14 protein-coding genes are annotated in these 17,433 nt (G+C 59.1%); 2 read left to right on the plus strand and 12 right to left on the minus strand.

Annotated features, from left to right (window positions below; genetic code table 11):
• Positions 1 to 12: 12 nt before the first annotated feature.
• The 10 genes from murD to dinB form a co-directional block, all read right to left on the minus strand.
• Positions 13 to 1,557, minus strand: a complete 1,545-nt coding sequence (gene murD, locus ACR9WD_RS10350; RefSeq protein WP_434922042.1) for a UDP-N-acetylmuramoyl-L-alanine--D-glutamate ligase — start codon at positions 1,555 to 1,557, stop codon at positions 13 to 15.
• Positions 1,539 to 2,642 (minus strand): phospho-N-acetylmuramoyl-pentapeptide-transferase, encoded by a 1,104-nt coding sequence (gene mraY / locus ACR9WD_RS10355; protein WP_038990524.1) that lies wholly within the window; start codon positions 2,640 to 2,642, stop codon positions 1,539 to 1,541. Before mraY ends, murD begins: the two co-directional genes overlap by 19 nt.
• Positions 2,639 to 4,096 (minus strand): UDP-N-acetylmuramoyl-tripeptide--D-alanyl-D-alanine ligase, encoded by a 1,458-nt coding sequence (locus ACR9WD_RS10360; protein ID WP_190263753.1) that lies wholly within the window; start codon positions 4,094 to 4,096, stop codon positions 2,639 to 2,641. The genes mraY and ACR9WD_RS10360 overlap by 4 nt, the downstream gene beginning before the upstream one ends.
• Positions 4,097 to 4,146: 50 nt before the next feature.
• Positions 4,147 to 5,739: a UDP-N-acetylmuramoyl-L-alanyl-D-glutamate--2,6-diaminopimelate ligase gene (locus ACR9WD_RS10365; RefSeq protein ID WP_434922043.1), complete on the minus strand. Its 1,593-nt coding sequence runs from the start codon at positions 5,737 to 5,739 to the stop codon at positions 4,147 to 4,149.
• A complete protein-coding gene (locus tag ACR9WD_RS10370; RefSeq protein WP_038990527.1) occupies positions 5,733 to 7,511 on the minus strand; it encodes a peptidoglycan D,D-transpeptidase FtsI family protein in 1,779 nt (592 codons plus the stop codon). The genes ACR9WD_RS10365 and ACR9WD_RS10370 overlap by 7 nt, the downstream gene beginning before the upstream one ends.
• Before the next feature lie 110 nt (positions 7,512 to 7,621).
• On the minus strand, positions 7,622 to 8,368 hold the full coding sequence (locus tag ACR9WD_RS10375) for a hypothetical protein (protein ID WP_434922044.1): 747 nt from the start codon (positions 8,366 to 8,368) through the stop codon (positions 7,622 to 7,624).
• 25 nt (positions 8,369 to 8,393) lie between these two features.
• A complete protein-coding gene (gene rsmH, locus ACR9WD_RS10380) occupies positions 8,394 to 9,386 on the minus strand; it encodes a 16S rRNA (cytosine(1402)-N(4))-methyltransferase RsmH (RefSeq protein WP_038990528.1) in 993 nt (330 codons plus the stop codon).
• A gap of 170 nt (positions 9,387 to 9,556) precedes the next feature.
• Complete coding sequence (gene mraZ, locus ACR9WD_RS10385) at positions 9,557 to 9,970, minus strand: division/cell wall cluster transcriptional repressor MraZ (RefSeq protein WP_038990697.1); 414 nt, start codon at positions 9,968 to 9,970, stop codon at positions 9,557 to 9,559.
• Between the two features lie 531 nt (positions 9,971 to 10,501).
• Positions 10,502 to 10,924: a DUF3040 domain-containing protein gene (locus ACR9WD_RS10390; RefSeq protein WP_337445791.1), complete on the minus strand. Its 423-nt coding sequence runs from the start codon at positions 10,922 to 10,924 to the stop codon at positions 10,502 to 10,504.
• A gap of 143 nt (positions 10,925 to 11,067) precedes the next feature.
• Positions 11,068 to 12,234, minus strand: coding sequence for a DNA polymerase IV (dinB, locus tag ACR9WD_RS10395; RefSeq protein WP_434922045.1), 1,167 nt, complete (start codon positions 12,232 to 12,234; stop codon positions 11,068 to 11,070).
• A 161-nt stretch (positions 12,235 to 12,395) separates the two neighbouring features.
• Between dinB and ACR9WD_RS10400 the strand changes: the two genes are divergently transcribed.
• A complete protein-coding gene (locus tag ACR9WD_RS10400) occupies positions 12,396 to 13,502 on the plus strand; it encodes a polyprenyl synthetase family protein (RefSeq protein ID WP_434922046.1) in 1,107 nt (368 codons plus the stop codon).
• A 97-nt stretch (positions 13,503 to 13,599) separates the two neighbouring features.
• Here the strand turns inward: ACR9WD_RS10400 and ACR9WD_RS10405 are convergent, their stop codons facing one another.
• Complete coding sequence (locus ACR9WD_RS10405) at positions 13,600 to 13,953, minus strand: Rv2175c family DNA-binding protein (RefSeq protein ID WP_038990532.1); 354 nt, start codon at positions 13,951 to 13,953, stop codon at positions 13,600 to 13,602.
• Positions 13,954 to 14,158: 205 nt separating this feature from the next.
• Here ACR9WD_RS10405 and ACR9WD_RS10410 point away from each other — a divergent pair, with 205 nt between their 5' ends.
• Positions 14,159 to 15,865, plus strand: coding sequence for a LysM peptidoglycan-binding domain-containing protein (locus ACR9WD_RS10410; protein ID WP_434922047.1), 1,707 nt, complete (start codon positions 14,159 to 14,161; stop codon positions 15,863 to 15,865).
• A 74-nt stretch (positions 15,866 to 15,939) separates the two neighbouring features.
• Here ACR9WD_RS10410 and ACR9WD_RS10415 read toward each other — a convergent pair whose 3' ends face one another.
• Entirely contained in the window at positions 15,940 to 17,427 is a 1,488-nt protein-coding gene (locus ACR9WD_RS10415; RefSeq protein WP_038990534.1) for a sensor histidine kinase, read from the minus strand.
• Positions 17,428 to 17,433: the final 6 nt, after the last annotated feature.

Below are 17,433 nucleotides of genomic sequence, written 5' to 3' on the forward strand. Positions count from 1 at the left end.
GTCAGCTCTCGACTACTTCTCTTCGCCAGCTTTATCCATCAGATCACTGACGGCAGCGATAAATGCGTTGCCACGCTGGGCGTAGGAACTGAATTGGTCCATCGAGGCCGCGGCCGGTGCCATGAGCACCGTGTCCCCTGCCTCAGCAACTTCGGCGGCCTTGGACACCGCACGGGTCATGACCTGCGCACCGCTAGGGGCTGATCCGTCGTTGCCCTGTGCCTCGCCGGTGATGTCGATGACTTCGACCTTTGGTGCGTGAGTGGCCAGCGCTTCGCGCAGGCCCGCGGTGTCGGTGCCGATGAGCAGCACCTTGGCCAGGCGCTGGGCATGCTTGGCGATCAGCTCCCCGTATTCCACGCCCTTGGACACTCCGCCGGCGATCCACACAACACGGGTGAAGGCCGCCAGCGAAGCGTCGGCCGCGTGCGGGTTAGTGGCCTTGGAGTCATTGATCCACAGGATGTCGTCCTTGCGGGCCACGGCCTGGATCCGGTGGTCTCCGGAGTCGAAGTTCTTCAAGCCCTCAGCTACTGCTTCCTGGCTCACGCCGTAGGCGCGGGTCAGCGCCGCGGCGGCGGCGGCGTTGGCGGCGGTATGGCGCGGAACAATCTCGCCGATGTCCTTCAGCGCGATGAGTTCCACCGCACTGGTCTTGCGCTCTTCGATGAAGGCGCGGTCCACCAGCAGGCCCTCGACAACGCCCACCATCGACACCGCGGGGGTATCTGTCGTGAAGCCGATGGCACGGCAGCCTTCGATGACGTCAGCATTTTCCACCATGGTGATGGTGACCTCGTCAGCCGCGTTGAAGATCGCCGCCACCTGGGTGCGTTCGTAGATCTTCGCCTTGGCGGCCTTGTAGTTCTCGAAACCGCCATGCCAGTCCACGTGGTCTTCGGCCAGATTCAGGACCACCGAGGCGACCGGCGAGATGCTGTGCGTGTAATGCAGCTGGAAGCTGGAGAGCTCGACGGCGAACACGTCGTAGTCCACCGGTTCGCGCACCGCATCGAGGATCGGGGTGCCGACATTGCCGACGGCGACGGCTTTCAGCCCCTCGGCACGCAGGATCGCTTCGGTCATGCCCACGGTGGTGGTCTTGCCGTTGGTGCCGGTGATGGCCAGCCACTGCGGCGCTGTGTGGCCGGCACGGTTCTGCACGCGCCATGCCAACTCGATATCGCTCCATATCTCGATGCCTTTGGACTCTGCTTCCGCGATGACCGGGTTGCGGGGGTTCCAGCCCGGGGAAACCATCACCAGCTGGGCCTGCTGGCCATCGACCAGCGGCAGGGACTGGACGTTGGCGGTGCCGAGCAGCACCTCGTGGGCGCCGACGATCTTCAGGGTCTCGGCGCGCTGCTGGTTCATCTTGTCGTCACGGCCATCGATCACGGTGACGATGGCGCCGAGTTCGATGAGGGTGTCGGCTGCCGAGAATCCGGAGAGCCCCAATCCTGCGACGACAACACGCAGGCCTTTCCAATCAGCATCCCAGCTGTTCAGCGAGTCCAGTGATTTGCCAGCGTTTGCGCTCACAGTGCGACAACCCATTCAGAGTAGAAGAGACCCAGGCCCGCGGCCACGAACAGGCCGGCAAGGATCCAGAATCGGATAACGACGTTTTCCTCGGACCAGCCCGAGAGCTCGAAGTGGTGCTGCAGCGGTGCCATCTTGAACACGCGCTTGCCGCCCGAGATCTTGAAGTAGCCCACCTGGATGATGACCGACAGGGAGATGATCACGAACAGGCCGGCGATGACCACCAGCAGCAGCTGGGTGCGCGAGAGGATCGCGAAGGCCGCCACGGCGCCGCCAATGGCCAGCGAGCCAGTGTCGCCCATGAAGATCTTTGCCGGCTTGGCATTGAACCAGAGGAAGGCGATCAGCGCACCGGAGAGCGTGGCTCCCAGCAGCGCGAGGTCCTGCGGGTCGCGCACCGAGTAGCAGACATCCAGCGAGTCGATGTTGCTGCAGGCCTGGTTCTGCTGCCAGATGCCCATCAGGGTGTACGCGCCGAAGACCATGATCGAGGCACCGGTAGCCAGCCCGTCCAGGCCGTCGGTGAGGTTCACGCCATTGGTGGCGCCGGTAACAATGAAGTTTGCCCAGAGCACGAACAGCACCATGCCCAGCAGCGGCCCGGCAAATGCCAGGTCGATGTTGGTGTCGCGCAGGAAGGAAATCGCGGTGGAGCCGGGGGTCAGGCCCTGCTCGTTCGGGAACTGCAAGGCCAGCACGGCGAAGCTGATGCCGAAGAAAGCCTGCAGGACGATCTTCTGCCAGGCGCGCAGGCCCAATGACCGCTTCTTGAAGATCTTGATGAAGTCATCGAGGAAGCCGACCAGGCCCATGCCGCCGAAGAGCATCAGCACCAGCAGGCCGCTGGCGGTGATTCCCGACGAGGTGCGCCCCATCAGCGAAAGGATGCCATGGGTGGCGAAGTACGCCACGAACACGGCCAGCACGAAGACCACCCCGCCCATGGTGGGGGTGCCGGACTTGATGGCGTGCGAGTTCGGCCCGTCATCGCGGACGACCTGGCCGTACTGCTTCTTGGTGAGCAGGCGGATGTACAGCGGCATGGCCACCATGGTCAGCACGAGGGCAATGCCTGCCCCCAGGATCAATGCGATCATGCGTTATCGCCTTCCTTCGCGAATGCCGCGATCTCGTCGCCGAGGAAACGCAGACCTGCCCCATTGGACGATTTGAACAACGCGATATCACCCGGCTGCAGCTGTTCCTGCAGCAGTGCGCGGGCTTCATCCACGTCTTCCACGTAGAAGGCCTCGTCGCCCCAGCTGCCTTCGAGCACAGCGGAGTTGTAGGCGGGCTTGGCCCCGCGGCCTACCACTACAAGTTTCTTGATGTTCATGCGAACTGCCATGCGGCCCAGCAGGTCGTGCTGGTGGATGCTGTCATCTCCCAGTTCCAGCATTTCGCCCAGCACCGCCCAGGTGCGCCGGCCTGGTGCTCCGTCGGCGCCCAGGCCCAATTCGGCCAGGGTCACCAGCGCGGCACGCATTGATTCGGGGTTCGCGTTGTAGGCGTCGTTGATGATGCTCACGCCGTCAGGGCGCTCGATGCGTTCCATCCGCCAGCGGCTGCCAGCGGCTCGGCCTTCAAGGCCGGCGCAGATCAGCTCCGGGGCAACATCCAGCGCCAGTGCTGCGTTGGCTGCGGCGAGGATGTTGGTGACATGATGGCGGCCCAAGAGGCCCGAGGTGATCCGCTTGCTGAAGCCGCCGGGGAACTCAAGGGTGAGTTCTGGCTGCCCGTGCTTGTTCACGGCAACGTCGGTGGCCCAGACTCCAGCGTTCTCCGGCTTGCTGCTTCCGGTGCCGAAGAAGCGCACTGCTCCCCCGGAACGCGAGTCCATGCGGGCCACGCGAGGGTCTTCGGCATTCAGGATGGCGATGCCGTCGGCGTCCAGCGCCTCTACCAGCTCGCCCTTGGCCTTCTCGATGTTCTCCACCCCGCCGAATTCGCCGGCGTGCGCGGTGCCGACGCACAATACGACGCCGACCTGGGGATGCACCATATCGGTGAGGTAGGTCAGGTGGCCGATGCCGGTAGCACCCATCTCGATTACCAAATACTTGGTCTCGTCGGTGGCGTTGAAAACCGTCAGCGGTACGCCGACTTCGCCGTTGTAGGAGCCAATGGGCGACACGGTCGGCGCCACCTGCGACAAGATGCCTGCGAGCAGGTCCTTGGTGGTGGTCTTGCCGGCCGAGCCGGTGATTCCCACAACCTTGGCGTCGTTCTTTTCCTTGAGATGCGCAACGATGCGGGCGGCGATTTTGCCCATCGCTTCCACCGCATCGTCAACGATGACCGCCGGGTGCTCCCTGCGGTCTTCGTCATAGGTCACGCGTTCGGCTAGGGCCAGCACGGCGCCGGCGGCGCGTGCACGGTCGATAAAGGCGTGCCCGTCGGAGAATTCTCCGGGCTTGGCAACAAATAAGGCACCCGGGACGACTTCGCGCGAGTCAGTGGTCACGGAAGTGATCACCGTGTCGGAGGCGGCTGTGGCAGTCGCCTTTCCTCCGGTGATGTCCAGCAGGTCGGTCAGAGACAGTTCAATCATGGCAATAAGGACTTTACACTTGAGCGGTGGCGATAGTGGTCTTGTACGTTCTAGGATTTGGTCACAAATCCATGAAGATTCAGTGCGTTCGCCAGTTCCACCCGATCATCCAGTTCCACGTCAATTCCCGCGACGTCTTGGCTGACTTCATGTCCGCGCCCGGCCACCAGAATCGCATCGTTGGCACCGGCCAAACTCACAGCGAACTCTACGGCTTTGGCGCGTGGCGCGATGTTGAACAGCTGCACCTGCGGACGCTCGGATTCGAGCACGTGCTGTGCGCCGGAGGCAACCTGGTCGCGGATCGGCGCCGGGTCTTCGCCATGGGGATCGTCGTCGGTGACAATCACGATATCGGCATGACGGGCCGCTACCGCTCCCATATCCGGGCGCTTGGTCTTATCGCGTTCTCCGGTGGCGCCGAAGACAACGATGCGACGGCCCTGCTCCCCCGGGCGGATGGAATCCAAGGCCTTGGCCAGGGCATCTGAATTGTGGGCAAAGTCGACAACGGCGACCGGTGACTCGCCTACGACCTGCATGCGTCCGGGAACGGCGACCGACAGCGGGTCCTTGGAATCCAGGGCACGCTGCAAGGCGTCGAGGTCTGCGCCGCCAGCGAGCACCATCAGGGCCGCTAGGGCGCCGTTGGCGACGTTGAACATGCCTGGCAGCAGCGTACGGGTCCGCAGCTGGCGCCCGTCGCGGTGGACCAGGGTGAAGCTGTGGCCCAGGCCGCAGTGCTCCAGCTCGGTGACCCGCCAGTGCGCCGTGGCATGATCGCCATCAAGGCTCAGTGTTTCGGTGGGCACCAGGGCGCGATCGGCCAGACGCTGGCCGTATTCGTCATCGACCATGACCACGGCGCGATCGGAGCGTTCGGCGGTGAACAGTTCAGCCTTGGTTTCGAAGTACTCGTCCATCGTGCCGTGCAGGTCCAAGTGGTCCTGCGTCAAGTTGGTGTATCCGGACACGGCGAAGCGCAGGGCATCGACCCGTCCGTAGCTCAACGAGTGGCTGGAGACCTCCATGGCCACCGAAGCCACTTCCTGCTGGACCATGCGCGAAAGCACCCCGTGCAGCTGGGTGGATTCCGGGGTAGTCAGCACGCTGGGGATGATCTGCCCGCGGGCAGACATCTCGATGGTGCCGATCAAGCCGGTTTCTTCGCCCAGGGCATCCAGGATTGCGCGGATCATGAAGGTGGTGGTCGTCTTGCCGTTGGTGCCGGTCACGGCGAACAGCTTCGGACTGCGCTGGTCCGTTCCGTAGACGGCCTGCGCGATCACTGCGGCAGATTTGCGGACGTCAGCCACGACAGCCACCGGGATTGCGAGATCATCGCCGAGGAATTCGAGTCCGGCGGTATCGGTGATCATCGCCACTGCGCCGTTGCCGATTGCGGTGTCCACGAATTCGGCTCCGTGGCGCTTGGCGCCGGAGATGCCGAGGAAGACGTCTCCTGGCTGGACGATCTGCGGGTTGAGGCTGACACCGAGAATTTGCGGAGCGGCGTTGAGCAATGCTCCAGTTCGCACCGCACCTGCTGTTCCGCAGAGCTGGTCGAAGCCAATGCCGGCGGTGCTGTCCGGGCGTAGGTACCGTTCTAGCTCACGCGGAGTGTCGGGGTTCTGGACTACCAAGATTTCTTCTGATCCTCACCTACAAAGACGTCGTACGCCTCTGATTTAGTCGTGCTCGGCGGCACATTGAATGTATTGAGAGTATGGCTCATGACATCGGTAAACGTATCCGCTACCGAGAAGTCTTTCCAGTTGCCCTTCGGCCGGTACATTGTTGCCACGACCACGAACTGCGGATCCTCTAACGGGGCAACACCCGCAAAGGAATAAGTATATCCGTCATAGCCCTTGGCGCTTGCCGCCTGGCCGGTACCGGTCTTGCCGCCCACTCGGTACCCGGGAATGCGCTCTTTGTAGCCGGTGCCGTGGTCCACGACCGATTCCATGAGCTTGAGCATTTCCTCAGCTGTGCTCTTCTTGACCACGCGCTTCTTTTCAGGCGCCGGAATCTTGGTGATCGAACCATCTTCGTTCCGGTAGCCCTCAATCAGGCTCGGTGAAAGCCGAACGCCTTCGTTGGCCAAGGTCTGGAAAATCGAGGCGGTGTGCAGCACGGTCTGCGAATAGCCCTGGCCGAACATGGTGGTGTACTGCTGGCGCCGGTCCCAGTTCTCGGGATGGGCGAGCTGACCAGCGCTGGCGCCGTTGAGCCCTACGCGGATGGGCGAACCCAATCCGAAAGCACGCATGTAGTCGTAGCGGGTCTGCTTGCTCATCGTGTTGCCGACCATCACGGTACCGGTGTTGTAGGAGCGGGCAAAGATGCCCGAAACGGTCATGTCGTACGTCGGGTGTTCCAAGGAGTCGTTGATGGTTTCCTTGGTGAACGTCTTCTTGTGCGGCACGCGCATCTCGGTTAGCGGATCCACGCCGCCCTGGTCGATAGCGGCAGCGAAGATCGGGGCCTTGCCGGTGGAACCCGGTTCAAAGGCACGGGTGATGGAGGTGGACCGGCGGAATTCGGGCTTGGTGGCGCCTGGATCGTTCGGATCCAATTCCGCGGAGTCGCCGATGGCCAGAATCTTGCCGGTGTCGACTTCCATGACCACCACGGAAACCCATTCGGCATTGAATTCGGCCTGCTTCTTTTCCGCTGCGCGCTGGGCGACGTAGTTGATGTCCGAGTCGATGGTGAGGATGACATCTTGCCCATCGACGGCCGGGGTTTCTTCGACCTCGGTGACAGGAATGCGCACGCCATCGGCGCTGATCTCGTATTTGCGGCTGCCTGCCTTACCGGCGAGGTGTTCTTCCTGGCTCAATTCCAGGCCTTCGGCACCAACCACGGATGTCTGGTCTTCGGAGTTGCGCACGAAGCCCAGCAATGGTCCGGCGATCACGCCTTGCGGGTATTGGCGTTCGCTGCGCAGCAAAGAGGCAAGGCGCGGGATGCCAATTTCAAGGACTTCGTTGCGCACTTCCGGGGTCACGCTCTTGGCCAGCACGACGTAGCCTTTCGGCTCGGCGTCCCCCTGCGGACGCACCTTCTTGGCCAGTTCCTCGCGATCCTGGTCCAGGGTTTCGGCTAGTTCATCAATGGCCTGGTCCCATGTAATGCGTTCTTGGCCGTTGGTGCCGTCCCGCTTTGCGCGGCGAATGGTCTCGCCCTGCTTGCGCTGGTCGATGACCAGATCGTAGCGGTCCACGGAGACAGCGAGCGTGGTGCCATTACGGTCTTCAATGGATCCGCGATTGGGCGCAATGGTTTCTACGCGTTCGCGATTCTCTTGCGCGGCGTTGGCAATGGTTGCCGAGTTGATGCCCTGAACCCAGACAAGCCGCCCGAGGATCACCAGCAGCAAAACCACGGAGAGGATCAGCACTAAGCGCATTCGCTTTTTTGCAGTGTCGATTGCGGTCGAGCTCACAAAAGAACCTAACTTTCCCTCAGCGCGGTTTTCCAGCAGCGGCAGCCACCTGTATCTAGCTTAGAAAGAGCTGGCTACTCTGCTGGGGATTTGATGCTTGGTGCAGGGATCGTGCCCCCATTTAGCTCAGTGTCCTGGAACACTGGGCGGCCGTCCTTGTCGATTTCACGTTCGGTTTTCTCGGCCTTCACCTCAGGTTCCTTGGAACCATCAGTCGCTCCAGATTCCTTCTGTGAATCTGCTGAGGCTTTACCCACAGTGGTCTTCGGCGTGTTTGATGCGTTGGCATCGGTTTTGCTTTCGCCCTTGCGGATGCTGTCGCCTGGCAGCGGAATAGTTCCATATTCCTGCTTGCTGTTCTTGGCCTTGACGGCCTTCTCAGCGTCCTGGGTAATCTTGCCTTCGGAAAGGCTGATCAACCCTGGAGCGCCTGGCGAAACCAAGCCGAGGTCCTTTGCCTTTGCGGCCAGCGCCTGCGGTGCTGCCAAAGACTGTGCTTCCTTCAGCAGCGCCTGATTCTCTTGGGAGAGTGCTCGTTCCTGCGATCGCAAGTTCACAATGTCGTACTGCCGCTGAGCTACCGAAGTATTGAGCAGCACCAGCGTGACGATCACGCTGAAGGCCAAGAAGATCAGCACCGCAGACATGGTGAACATGGAGCGCTTGTTGGTCTCGTTCATTTTGGGAACCAGCGAAAGCGTTACGCGCTGGCGCGAATCCCCTTTAGGCAGGTTGCTAGCTGGGACGGGCTCGGGTCGCATTACACGCGCAGTGTTACCGTCGACAACCGGCTGGCTGTTCACGGCTGCGGTCTTCTGCACGCGGCGCTGGGCTCGTTGGCTCATGCTAGCTCCTCTTCAACACTCGTTCCACAGCACGCAGGCGGGCTGAGGCTGCACGTGAATTTTCTGCTATTTCGTGATCGCTTGGCTTCTCGGTGCCCTTGGTGAGCACCTTGTATTCAGCTTTGTGTTCATCCAGTTCCACCGGGAACCCCGGAGGAGCCGACGAGGTTGATCCTTGGACGAAGTGCCGTTTGGTGATCTTGTCTTCCAAAGAGTGATAACTCATGACGACAACGCGTCCGCCGACGTTCAAGGCCCCCATTGCAGCCGGGATGGCGCGTTCCAGAACGTCAAGTTCCTCATTCACCGCAATACGCAGGGCTTGGAACGTTCGCTTGGCAGGGTGGCCATGGTTTCGGGCGGCCGCTGCCGGCACGACGCTGCGGATCACGTCAACGAGTTCAGCGGTGCTGGTGATGCGGTTCTTGGCACGCGCCTCGACGATTGCCGTTGAGATGCGGCCGGCAAACTTCTCTTCGCCCCACTGCCGGATAATTCGAAGCAGTTCGTCGCGTTCCAAGTCGTTGACGAGGTCCTCGGCAGTTGGACCGACCGAAGTGTCCATGCGCATATCCAGCGGAGCATCATAGGAATAGGCGAAACCGCGTTCGCGTTCGTCGAGCTGCAGCGAAGATACGCCGAGGTCAAACAAGACGCCGTCAACGCCAGGGAATCCAAGGTCTTCCACGACATCCGCAATTTCGTCGTACACGGCGTGCACGAGGTCGATCCGGTCTTGGAACGGAGCGAGTCGAGCACCCGCAAGTTCGTGCGCCTGCTCGTCACGGTCTAGACCGATCAGATGCAAATTATCGAACCGTCGCAAAATGGCTTCGGAATGCCCGCCCATGCCGAGGGTGCAGTCAACCACAATTGCCCGACGGCCTTCAGCATTGGCTCGCTCAATACCTGGAGCTAGCAAATTAACGCATCGGTCCAGAAGTACTGGAACGTGGCGTTCGGATGCTGGTCGTTGGGAATCCTGATTTGGCACTGCGCCCCCTTTCGCTTTCGATCTGCTGTTGAGATCAGATCCCCCTCCAACCAAGTGGCGATCCAATCTTCTGGCTCCGGGGAAGTGAAGCCAGACGATTTTCTACCCCATGGTGGCTGGAGATCTCATCCCAACAAACGGTGTGTCTTGTCGGCCTAGCGCCCGAGGGCCTAGTCTTCGTCGGTATCGGAGAACACGTCTTCTTGTTCGTCCAAGTACTGCTGCCATGCAGTTGAATCCCAGATTTCAATACGGTTACCCGCACCGATAACTGTGACCTCCCGATCCAGGCCTCCGTAAGTGCGCAGCACTTGCGGAATCGTTACGCGTCCCTGCTTATCCGGAACTTCATCCGAGGCCCCAGAGAGAAACACACGTGCGTAGTCGCGTGCTCGCCGAGAAGTCAAGGAAGCCTGCGCCAGTTGCTCGTGCTGCTTCTCAAACTCCCGCTGGCTGAAAACGTAAATGCAACGCTCTTGGCCACGGGTGAGAACCAACCCGTAGGACAGCTCATCCCGATATTTAGCTGGAAGAATCAACCGGCCTTTTTCATCGAGACGCGGTGTGTAGGTTCCTAAGAACATGCACACCACCTTTCGCGTGAAGTGGCCGGAAGCCCCATTCTTCTCTACTTGCCTCCACTTTACTCCACAACCCTCCACTGTCAATGCAATTTCAGTGGTTTCGCGAGGGTATGGACTTAAAAAACAGCTGAATCTAGCGGGTGCTCAGCCTATGCTCAGGTGGAGGGAATTGAATCAGCAGTCGGCCCGGTCGAGCATCATTCAGAAATTTGACGCGCAGAATCCCCGGAATATAGCTAATTTCAGGCGCTGTGGTGGAAAGTGGAGGACCCCGGGGAGGAAAGTGGAGGCCGGCTCGGCCAACCAGGTGGAACTGAACCTTGGAATCTGCAGAGAATTCAAGATCACTAGAATTTGGTGCGTTCCCTCGACGCTGGCATGCCGAGTATCCGGGGCAACCATTCTCGGCACTAAGCCAAATCTCTCGCATCGCGGCATCTGGCGCATAGGGGCTGCCGCGGCGCAAGGAGCACAGCTTAAACGAAAAAAGAGGTGCAACCCTTAGGGTCACACCTCAATATCTATTGCTGATCAGCTATCGGACTGATCACGTTTCCGCTGGTTCCATTTTTCCTCCAGGCCGGAAAGGAACTGCGAATTATTCTTGCTGGCCGATTTTGCGCCCGCTCCCTTGGAAGGACCGATTTTTCCGGTAGCCGTTTTTGTCAAGGCGAGCAGTACACCTGCGAACATCACGGCGAAACCGAGGACGCCAACGATGATGATGTGCTGGGATATTCCAAAAATGAGCCCCGCAAGGCCGGCGATTACCAGCAAGATGCCCAAAACAATATTGCGGGTCGACAGGCGCCCCGTGCCCGATGGGCCCTTCATGCTGGAAGCGAAGCGACGGTCTTCATGCAGCTGCTTTTCCAACTGCTCCAACAAACGCTGCTCGTGCTCCGATAGCGGCATCGTCTTCTCCTTCCAAAGGCAAACCTGACGGTCGTCCACCGTCTCCAAGTTCAACGTCGCGCCAATGGGAAAAGTTCCCCGGATTCGATTGAACTTACTTCAAGGATAGACTCTTTTGCACTCGCCCTGCTAGTTGATCTTCACCACTGTCCAGATATCCATACGTTCTACACAGAATGCGTTTATTCCTTGGGTCGCAGAAAACGAGCCGGGGTCACAATGGACTGCGGAAATTTCTGTCCGATCTGGTCAGCGATCCGTTCTGCTTCTCGCGCTTTCTCTTCACGCGGGTCCAAGCTGAATTGCAGACCCAACTCGTAATCTTGCAATCTTTCAGCTCTCACTCCGATTAACCGGACTGGTTGGGCCAACGGGGTCAATTTCCGCAACAGTGCCAGAGCGGACTCGCTAATTTTCGTAGATGAATCTGTAGCGGCAGCAAGAGCCTTCGAACGCGTAATTCCAGAGAAGTCCTTGTACTTGATCTTGATCCCAACACCGTTGGCTGATTTGCCGTGCTGCCGTAGTCGCTGACCGACCCTATGGCTTTGCCGCAATAGCTCACCCTCAAGCACCTGCGGCTCGGTGATGTCAACCGCGAACGTGTGTTCAGAGGAGATGCTTTTTTCATCCCTGCTAACTTCCACCGGGCGGTTGTCTATCCCCCGAGAGAGCAGGCGCAGGGCCCGGCCATGCTCCCCCAGCCGGCTGATCAATCGCGCCTCCGGCTCGGTAGCAAGCTGCCCAACGGTCTCAATTCCCAAGGCATGGAGCTGGTCGGCGGTACGTTTTCCCACGCCCCACATTTTTGACACCGGCAATTCGTGCAGGAATTCTTCGGTTCTCTTGGGGGCAATTACAGCCAATCCGTCTGGCTTGGCGTAGGTCGAGGCCAGTTTCGCAACGAATTTGTTCCTTGCGATGCCCACGCTTGCTGTCAGGCCCATTTCCGCGCGTATGTATTCGCGGATTTTCTGGGCAATTTGCACCGGACCACCAAGCATGCGCATGCTTCCCGTAACGTCCAGGAATGCTTCGTCAACACTGACTTGCTCAACGAGGGGAGTCAACGTGTGGAAGTAGGCCATGATCTGCGCTGAGGCTTCCGAGTACTTGTGATGGCTTGGCTCGATCACAGTAGCTTCCGGCGTCAGCGGGATGGCCTGGCTCATCGGCATCGCCGAATGGATCCCTCGGGCTCGGCAGTCATAAGAGGCAGAGAGCACGACACTGCGTCCTGAAGGGTGCCCCACAATGACTGGCTTGCCCACCAGGTCAGGGCGGTCGCGCAGTTCCACGGAAACGAAAAAGGCATCCATATCGACATGCAGGATCGCTCGCTCCGTCATTCCAACCCTCTCCCCTTCTTATGGCCGCACCATCAGCGCGCTCGAATGTATATTCGAGTTTAGCCCACGAGCTGAATCCAGCAGTGCCTTCTTTGCCAGACGAGAATCACCGGTAGAGTTGTTGCTAACCACCAGTTGCTTACCCGTAGAAATGATTTTGCATGTCGATGCCTGATTCCGTGCCGGCCCTCAGCAGTGAAGCCCAGGGCTTGAGCCGCAGCTACACCTCTGATGTTGCTCAACTACTGGAGGAGTTTCTGGCTGCGAAAAGCGATGAAGTTGGTCAAATCACCAACAGCGCCATCGAAATCGTCAATGCAATCACCTCGCTGACCCGTGGCGGCAAGCGTCTCCGTGCGCTGTTCGCCTTCTGGGGCTACCTTGGCGCCGGCGGACAACCTGAAGATCGCGACATTGTTCGCCTCGGGGCCGCCTTGGAGCTCTTCCAGGGTGCAGCGCTTATCCACGATGACATCATTGACAACTCGGATACCCGACGCGGCCAGCCGAGCGTCCATAAGCGATTCGAGGCCCAGCACCTGCAGCTTGGACTGTCAGGGAGCGCTTCGAGCTACGGCACGGCCAGCGCAATCCTTGCCGGTGACCTATGCCTGTCACTAAGCGAGGAAGTTTTCTCGGGCATTACGTCCCTCACCCCTCGGGCGCGAACCATCTTCAATCAAATGCGCACCCAAGTGATGGCCGGTCAATATCTCGATGTTCTCGAAGAGTCTGCAGGTCCTGCCTACGATCCGAAGGAAGCGGTCAAGCGCGCTCGCACCATCGTGCGCTTCAAGTCAGCGAAATACTCCACCGAAAACCCGTTCTTACTTGGCGGCGCGTTGGCAGGGGCCAGTGAAGTGCTTTTGAATCACTACTCTGAATTCGCGCTTCCACTGGGCGAGGCGTTTCAGCTGCGTGACGATGTCCTAGGCGTGTTTGGCGATCCAGAAATCACCGGCAAACCGACAGGCGGCGATCTGCTGGAAGGCAAGCGGACTGAGTTGATTGCCCATGCACTGCTGCTTTCAACTCCTGACGAACAGGACTTCATTCAGGGGCGTCTCGGCGCAGCGGATCTCTCTCAAGAGGAAGTTGCACGGCTCAGCAATATTCTGCGTGATAGCGGTGCTTTGGCGGCAACGGAGCAGAGCATTAGCGAATTGACTACCCAATCAGATCTCGCGCTCGAAGCATTGCAGGTCTCCCCCTTGGCCCTGGCGGGAATGCAACAGCTTAGCGACGCCGTGACAAAGAGAAGTAAATAGCGAAACGTTACTAAAACTAAACAAAAGGTCTCAACCATGCATCCGTCAGGATGATGGTTGAGACCTTTTGTTTATGCTGGGGCAACTTCTTTCGGACCTACCAGCCCAGTGCCTGCGCCCTGCGGCGGATCTCGGTTTTTCGCCCCGTACGCAAAGCATTCATTGGCGTGCCAGGCAGCGACTCATCCTCGGTGAACAGCCATACAATGGCTTCTTCATCCGAGAAGCCGGAATCCGACAGTACCGAGAGGGTGCCTTTCAGGCTTTCAACCACGATGCCGTCTTGGAGAAAATCTGCAGGGATCGAACGGACATTGCGTTCGCCAATTCTCAACGAAACAATGGCACGCTCATCAAGCAGGCGGTGCACACGGCGAATGTCTACTTCTAATTCTTCAGCCACATCGGGCAGGGTCAGCCACTGGCCGACGAGTTCTACGGTTTCCTTCACCTCTCAAGGTTCCCACAAATTCCTGATCCGCGCAGAAATTTGGATGAAACCCACCTCAGCAGTTCCCATCAGTCACAGTAGTAGTGTAAATTTTCTTGTATCACTTTGATAACAATTGCATCACAGACAACATGAGGAACGATTTCCCTTTGTTACCTGCGGAGCAAAGCCCGTTATTTTCACCGTATAAATGAGGATTGACTTCATGGCCCACGAATCCAAACATGCTTCCAAGCATGCGTTAGGCGTTGTAGCAGGCGCGGCCATTCCCGCTGCGGTCATCGGTAGTCTCGCCTTGGCTCCAGCAGCGCAGGCAGCACCGACGATTATTCCTAACACCTCAGGAAGCTTTGCCAAGGCAGTAACTCCAGAGACCATCAAGGTTGCTGAGGACCAGATAAAAGCCCACCTGATCGCTTCGCGCGTATCTACGTTGGGCTTGCCAGCGAAACGAGATGTTTCCGAGATCAAGATTCCAGCAGGCGCATCCCTGTGGAGTATCGCTCGGGAATACGACACCACGGTATCCGAGCTGAAGAAGCTCAATAACCTCAAGAACGATTCGATCATTGCCGGCAAGACGCTCAAGGTCTCCGGTCATGCTTCAAAGAGCAGCTCCAAGGGCAAGTCTTCAAGCTCTTCGTCATCGGCGTCCACCTACACGGTTAAAAATGGCGATACGCTCAGCGCCATTGCTAGCAAGCACAATATGAGCTTGTCGGACCTGCTAGACAAGAACGACATCTCGGCAAGCAAGGTGATCTTCCCCGGCGACAAGATCAGGGTCAAGGGTTCGGCTTCGAGCTCCAGCGGTGCAACCCATGCGAAGAAGTCTTCGTCCTCTGGTTCTTCGACTTACACCGTGAAGAGCGGTGACACCCTCGGAAGCATCGCCATCAAGCACAACATGAGCTTGTCGTCGCTCCTGAGCAAGAACGACATCTCGGCAAGTAAGGTGATCTTCCCCGGCGACAAGATCAAGGTCAAGGGTTCGTCCTCCTCCGGCTCGTCTCCGAAGTCGTCCCAGAAGAAGTCCTCCTCGTCTGCTTCTTCGAGCTACACCGTCAAGTCCGGCGATACCCTCAGCGGCATCGCCGCTAAGCACGGCATGAGTCTGTCCGATCTGCTGAAGATCAATGACATTTCAGCCAGCAAGCCGATCTTCCCAGGCGCCAAGATCAAGGTATCCGGCGGTTCATCGTCAAGCTCCACACCGAAGAGCAACGCTGCGCCTAAAGCAAAGAGCTCGACCTACACGGTCAAGTCCGGCGATACCCTCAGTGGCATCGCGACCAGCCACGGTATGAAGCTGGCTGCGCTGCTTGATCTGAACCCGGAGTTCAGCGCGAGCTCGCCTCTGAAGATCGGCGCCAAGCTGAAGGTATCGGGCTCGTCGGTTGCGCCGTCTGGCGAGGTCAAGAAGCAGAAGATCGGCAATACCTTTGCTGGTCGCACCTATCCAGACCACGTTGTGAGCAACGCGAACTCGAACAAGGATTACCTTGACTCGATCGATGTGCCGAGTCGCGGCGAGATGCAGGCCCTGATCCGTTCCACTGCACAGAGCATGGGCGTTGACCCTGCACTGGCATTGGCACACGCATACCAGGAGTCTGGCTTCAACATGCGCGCGGTATCCCCTGCAAACGCCGTTGGCGCCATGCAGGTGCTGCCAAGCACTGGTGACTGGATCGCATCGGTCATTGGCCAGGACCTGAATGTCCTGAACCCTCGCGACAACGTCGTTGCTGGCGTCGCAGTTATTGCCTACAACTTGGACAACACCGACAACCTGGACGATGCAATCGCATCCTACTACCAGGGGTTGGCTGGCGTTCGCAACAACGGCATGTACGAAGACACCAAGCATTATGTAGCCAGCATCAAGGCTCACATGAAGAACTACCGCTAAAAAGACAGAGAAGAGGCGGACCAAACACGTAGAGTGCTTGGTTCGCCTCTTCGTATTGCGGCTAGATCCGGTCTTTAGGCTGTACGCCGGTCAAGATCCAGCGGCATGTCGATCACCACTTTGGTGCCGCCTTTCTCGCCCTGCAGCCAACGGATTTCACCCGATAGCTCGCTAGTCACCAGGGTTCGCACAATCTGCAGCCCAAGACCCTCGCGGCGCGGTTCCTCCGGCAAGCCATGGCCGTCATCCTCAATGACAACACGCAGCCAATCTTTGCTATCGGCACCCTTGTATCGTTCTGCGACCAGGGCAACCTCGCCATCACGATGCGCCAGTCCATGTTCCACCGCGTTGGTCACCAACTCGTTGATCACCAGCGATAACGGTGTTGCCAAATCAGCGTCAAGCATGCCAAAATCGCCTTCACGGCGGGTAGAGACCCTTTGTTCCGGAGAAGCAATTTCCACGATCAATCGGAACTGGCGATCCATCAGATCATCGAATTTCACGGTTTCGTTCAGGCCCTTGGACAGGAAGTCATGGACCGAAGCGATAGTGGAGACCCGGCGCATGGCCTGCTCAAGCCCCTGCTTGCCGTCCTCCGAGCTCATCCGGCGAGATTGCATGCGCAACAGCGCCGCGACAGTCTGCAAGTTGTTCTTCACACGATGGTGGATTTCACGGATTGTCGCGTCTTTTGTAACCAGTTCCTTTTCGCGGCGGCGCAGTTCAGACACATCGCGGCAGAGCACTAGAGCACCCCAGCGCTTTGATTCGTTGCGAAGCGGGATGGCGCGCAGCGAAAGCGTGACTCCGCGGTGTTCCACCTCGGTACGCCATGGCATCTTGCCCTGGAGAACCAGTGGAAGAGTTTCATCGACGACGCGTCGGTCGCTGACCAGCGCCATCGTCAGGTCAGCCAGCGGCTGGCCTTGCAGTACGTCGGCTGCGCCTAGACGGCGGAAAGCTGAAACAGCGTTGGGGCTGGCGAATTCGACGGCGCCATCAACACCGAGACGGATGAAGCCATCGCCGACGCGTGGCGCTCCTCGGCGCGATCCCGTGGGGCTGGCGAAGTCAGGCCACAGTCCTTGGGTGCCCATCTGCAACAGGTCATCCGCGCTTTGCCGGTAGACCAATTCCAGGTTGCTGGGCGTGCGGGACTGGTTGGGGTCGAAGTGGGAGGTGATCACCGCAACCGGGCGGTTCTGGCGCACCAGCGGAATCGCCTGCACAGTAGTCAAGCCCATGATGATGTCTTTGCCGGCCTGTTCCGCAGAGCGTTGCACTTCTTTGGTTTCCCAGGCGTGGTCAACCATGATGCGCAGGTCCTTGCGGATGCGTTCGCCCACGAAGTCGCTATGGAACGCGGTATGCGAGGTAGAAGGACGCACGTGTGCCAGGGCCGTGTAGGAGCCGTCCCCGGTGGGGAACCAGAGCACAAGGTCTGCGAATGCGAGATCCGAGACCAGCTGCCAGTCCCCCACCAGAAGATGGAGCCAATCCTCATCACCCGGTGCAAGTGCGGCACGTTGACGTAGTTCTTCGGTGATGAGGGCCATTAGCGG

The organism is Glutamicibacter sp. PAEs-4 (assembly GCF_051161755.1).
Classification (GTDB): Bacteria; Actinomycetota; Actinomycetes; order Actinomycetales; family Micrococcaceae; genus Glutamicibacter; species Glutamicibacter nicotianae.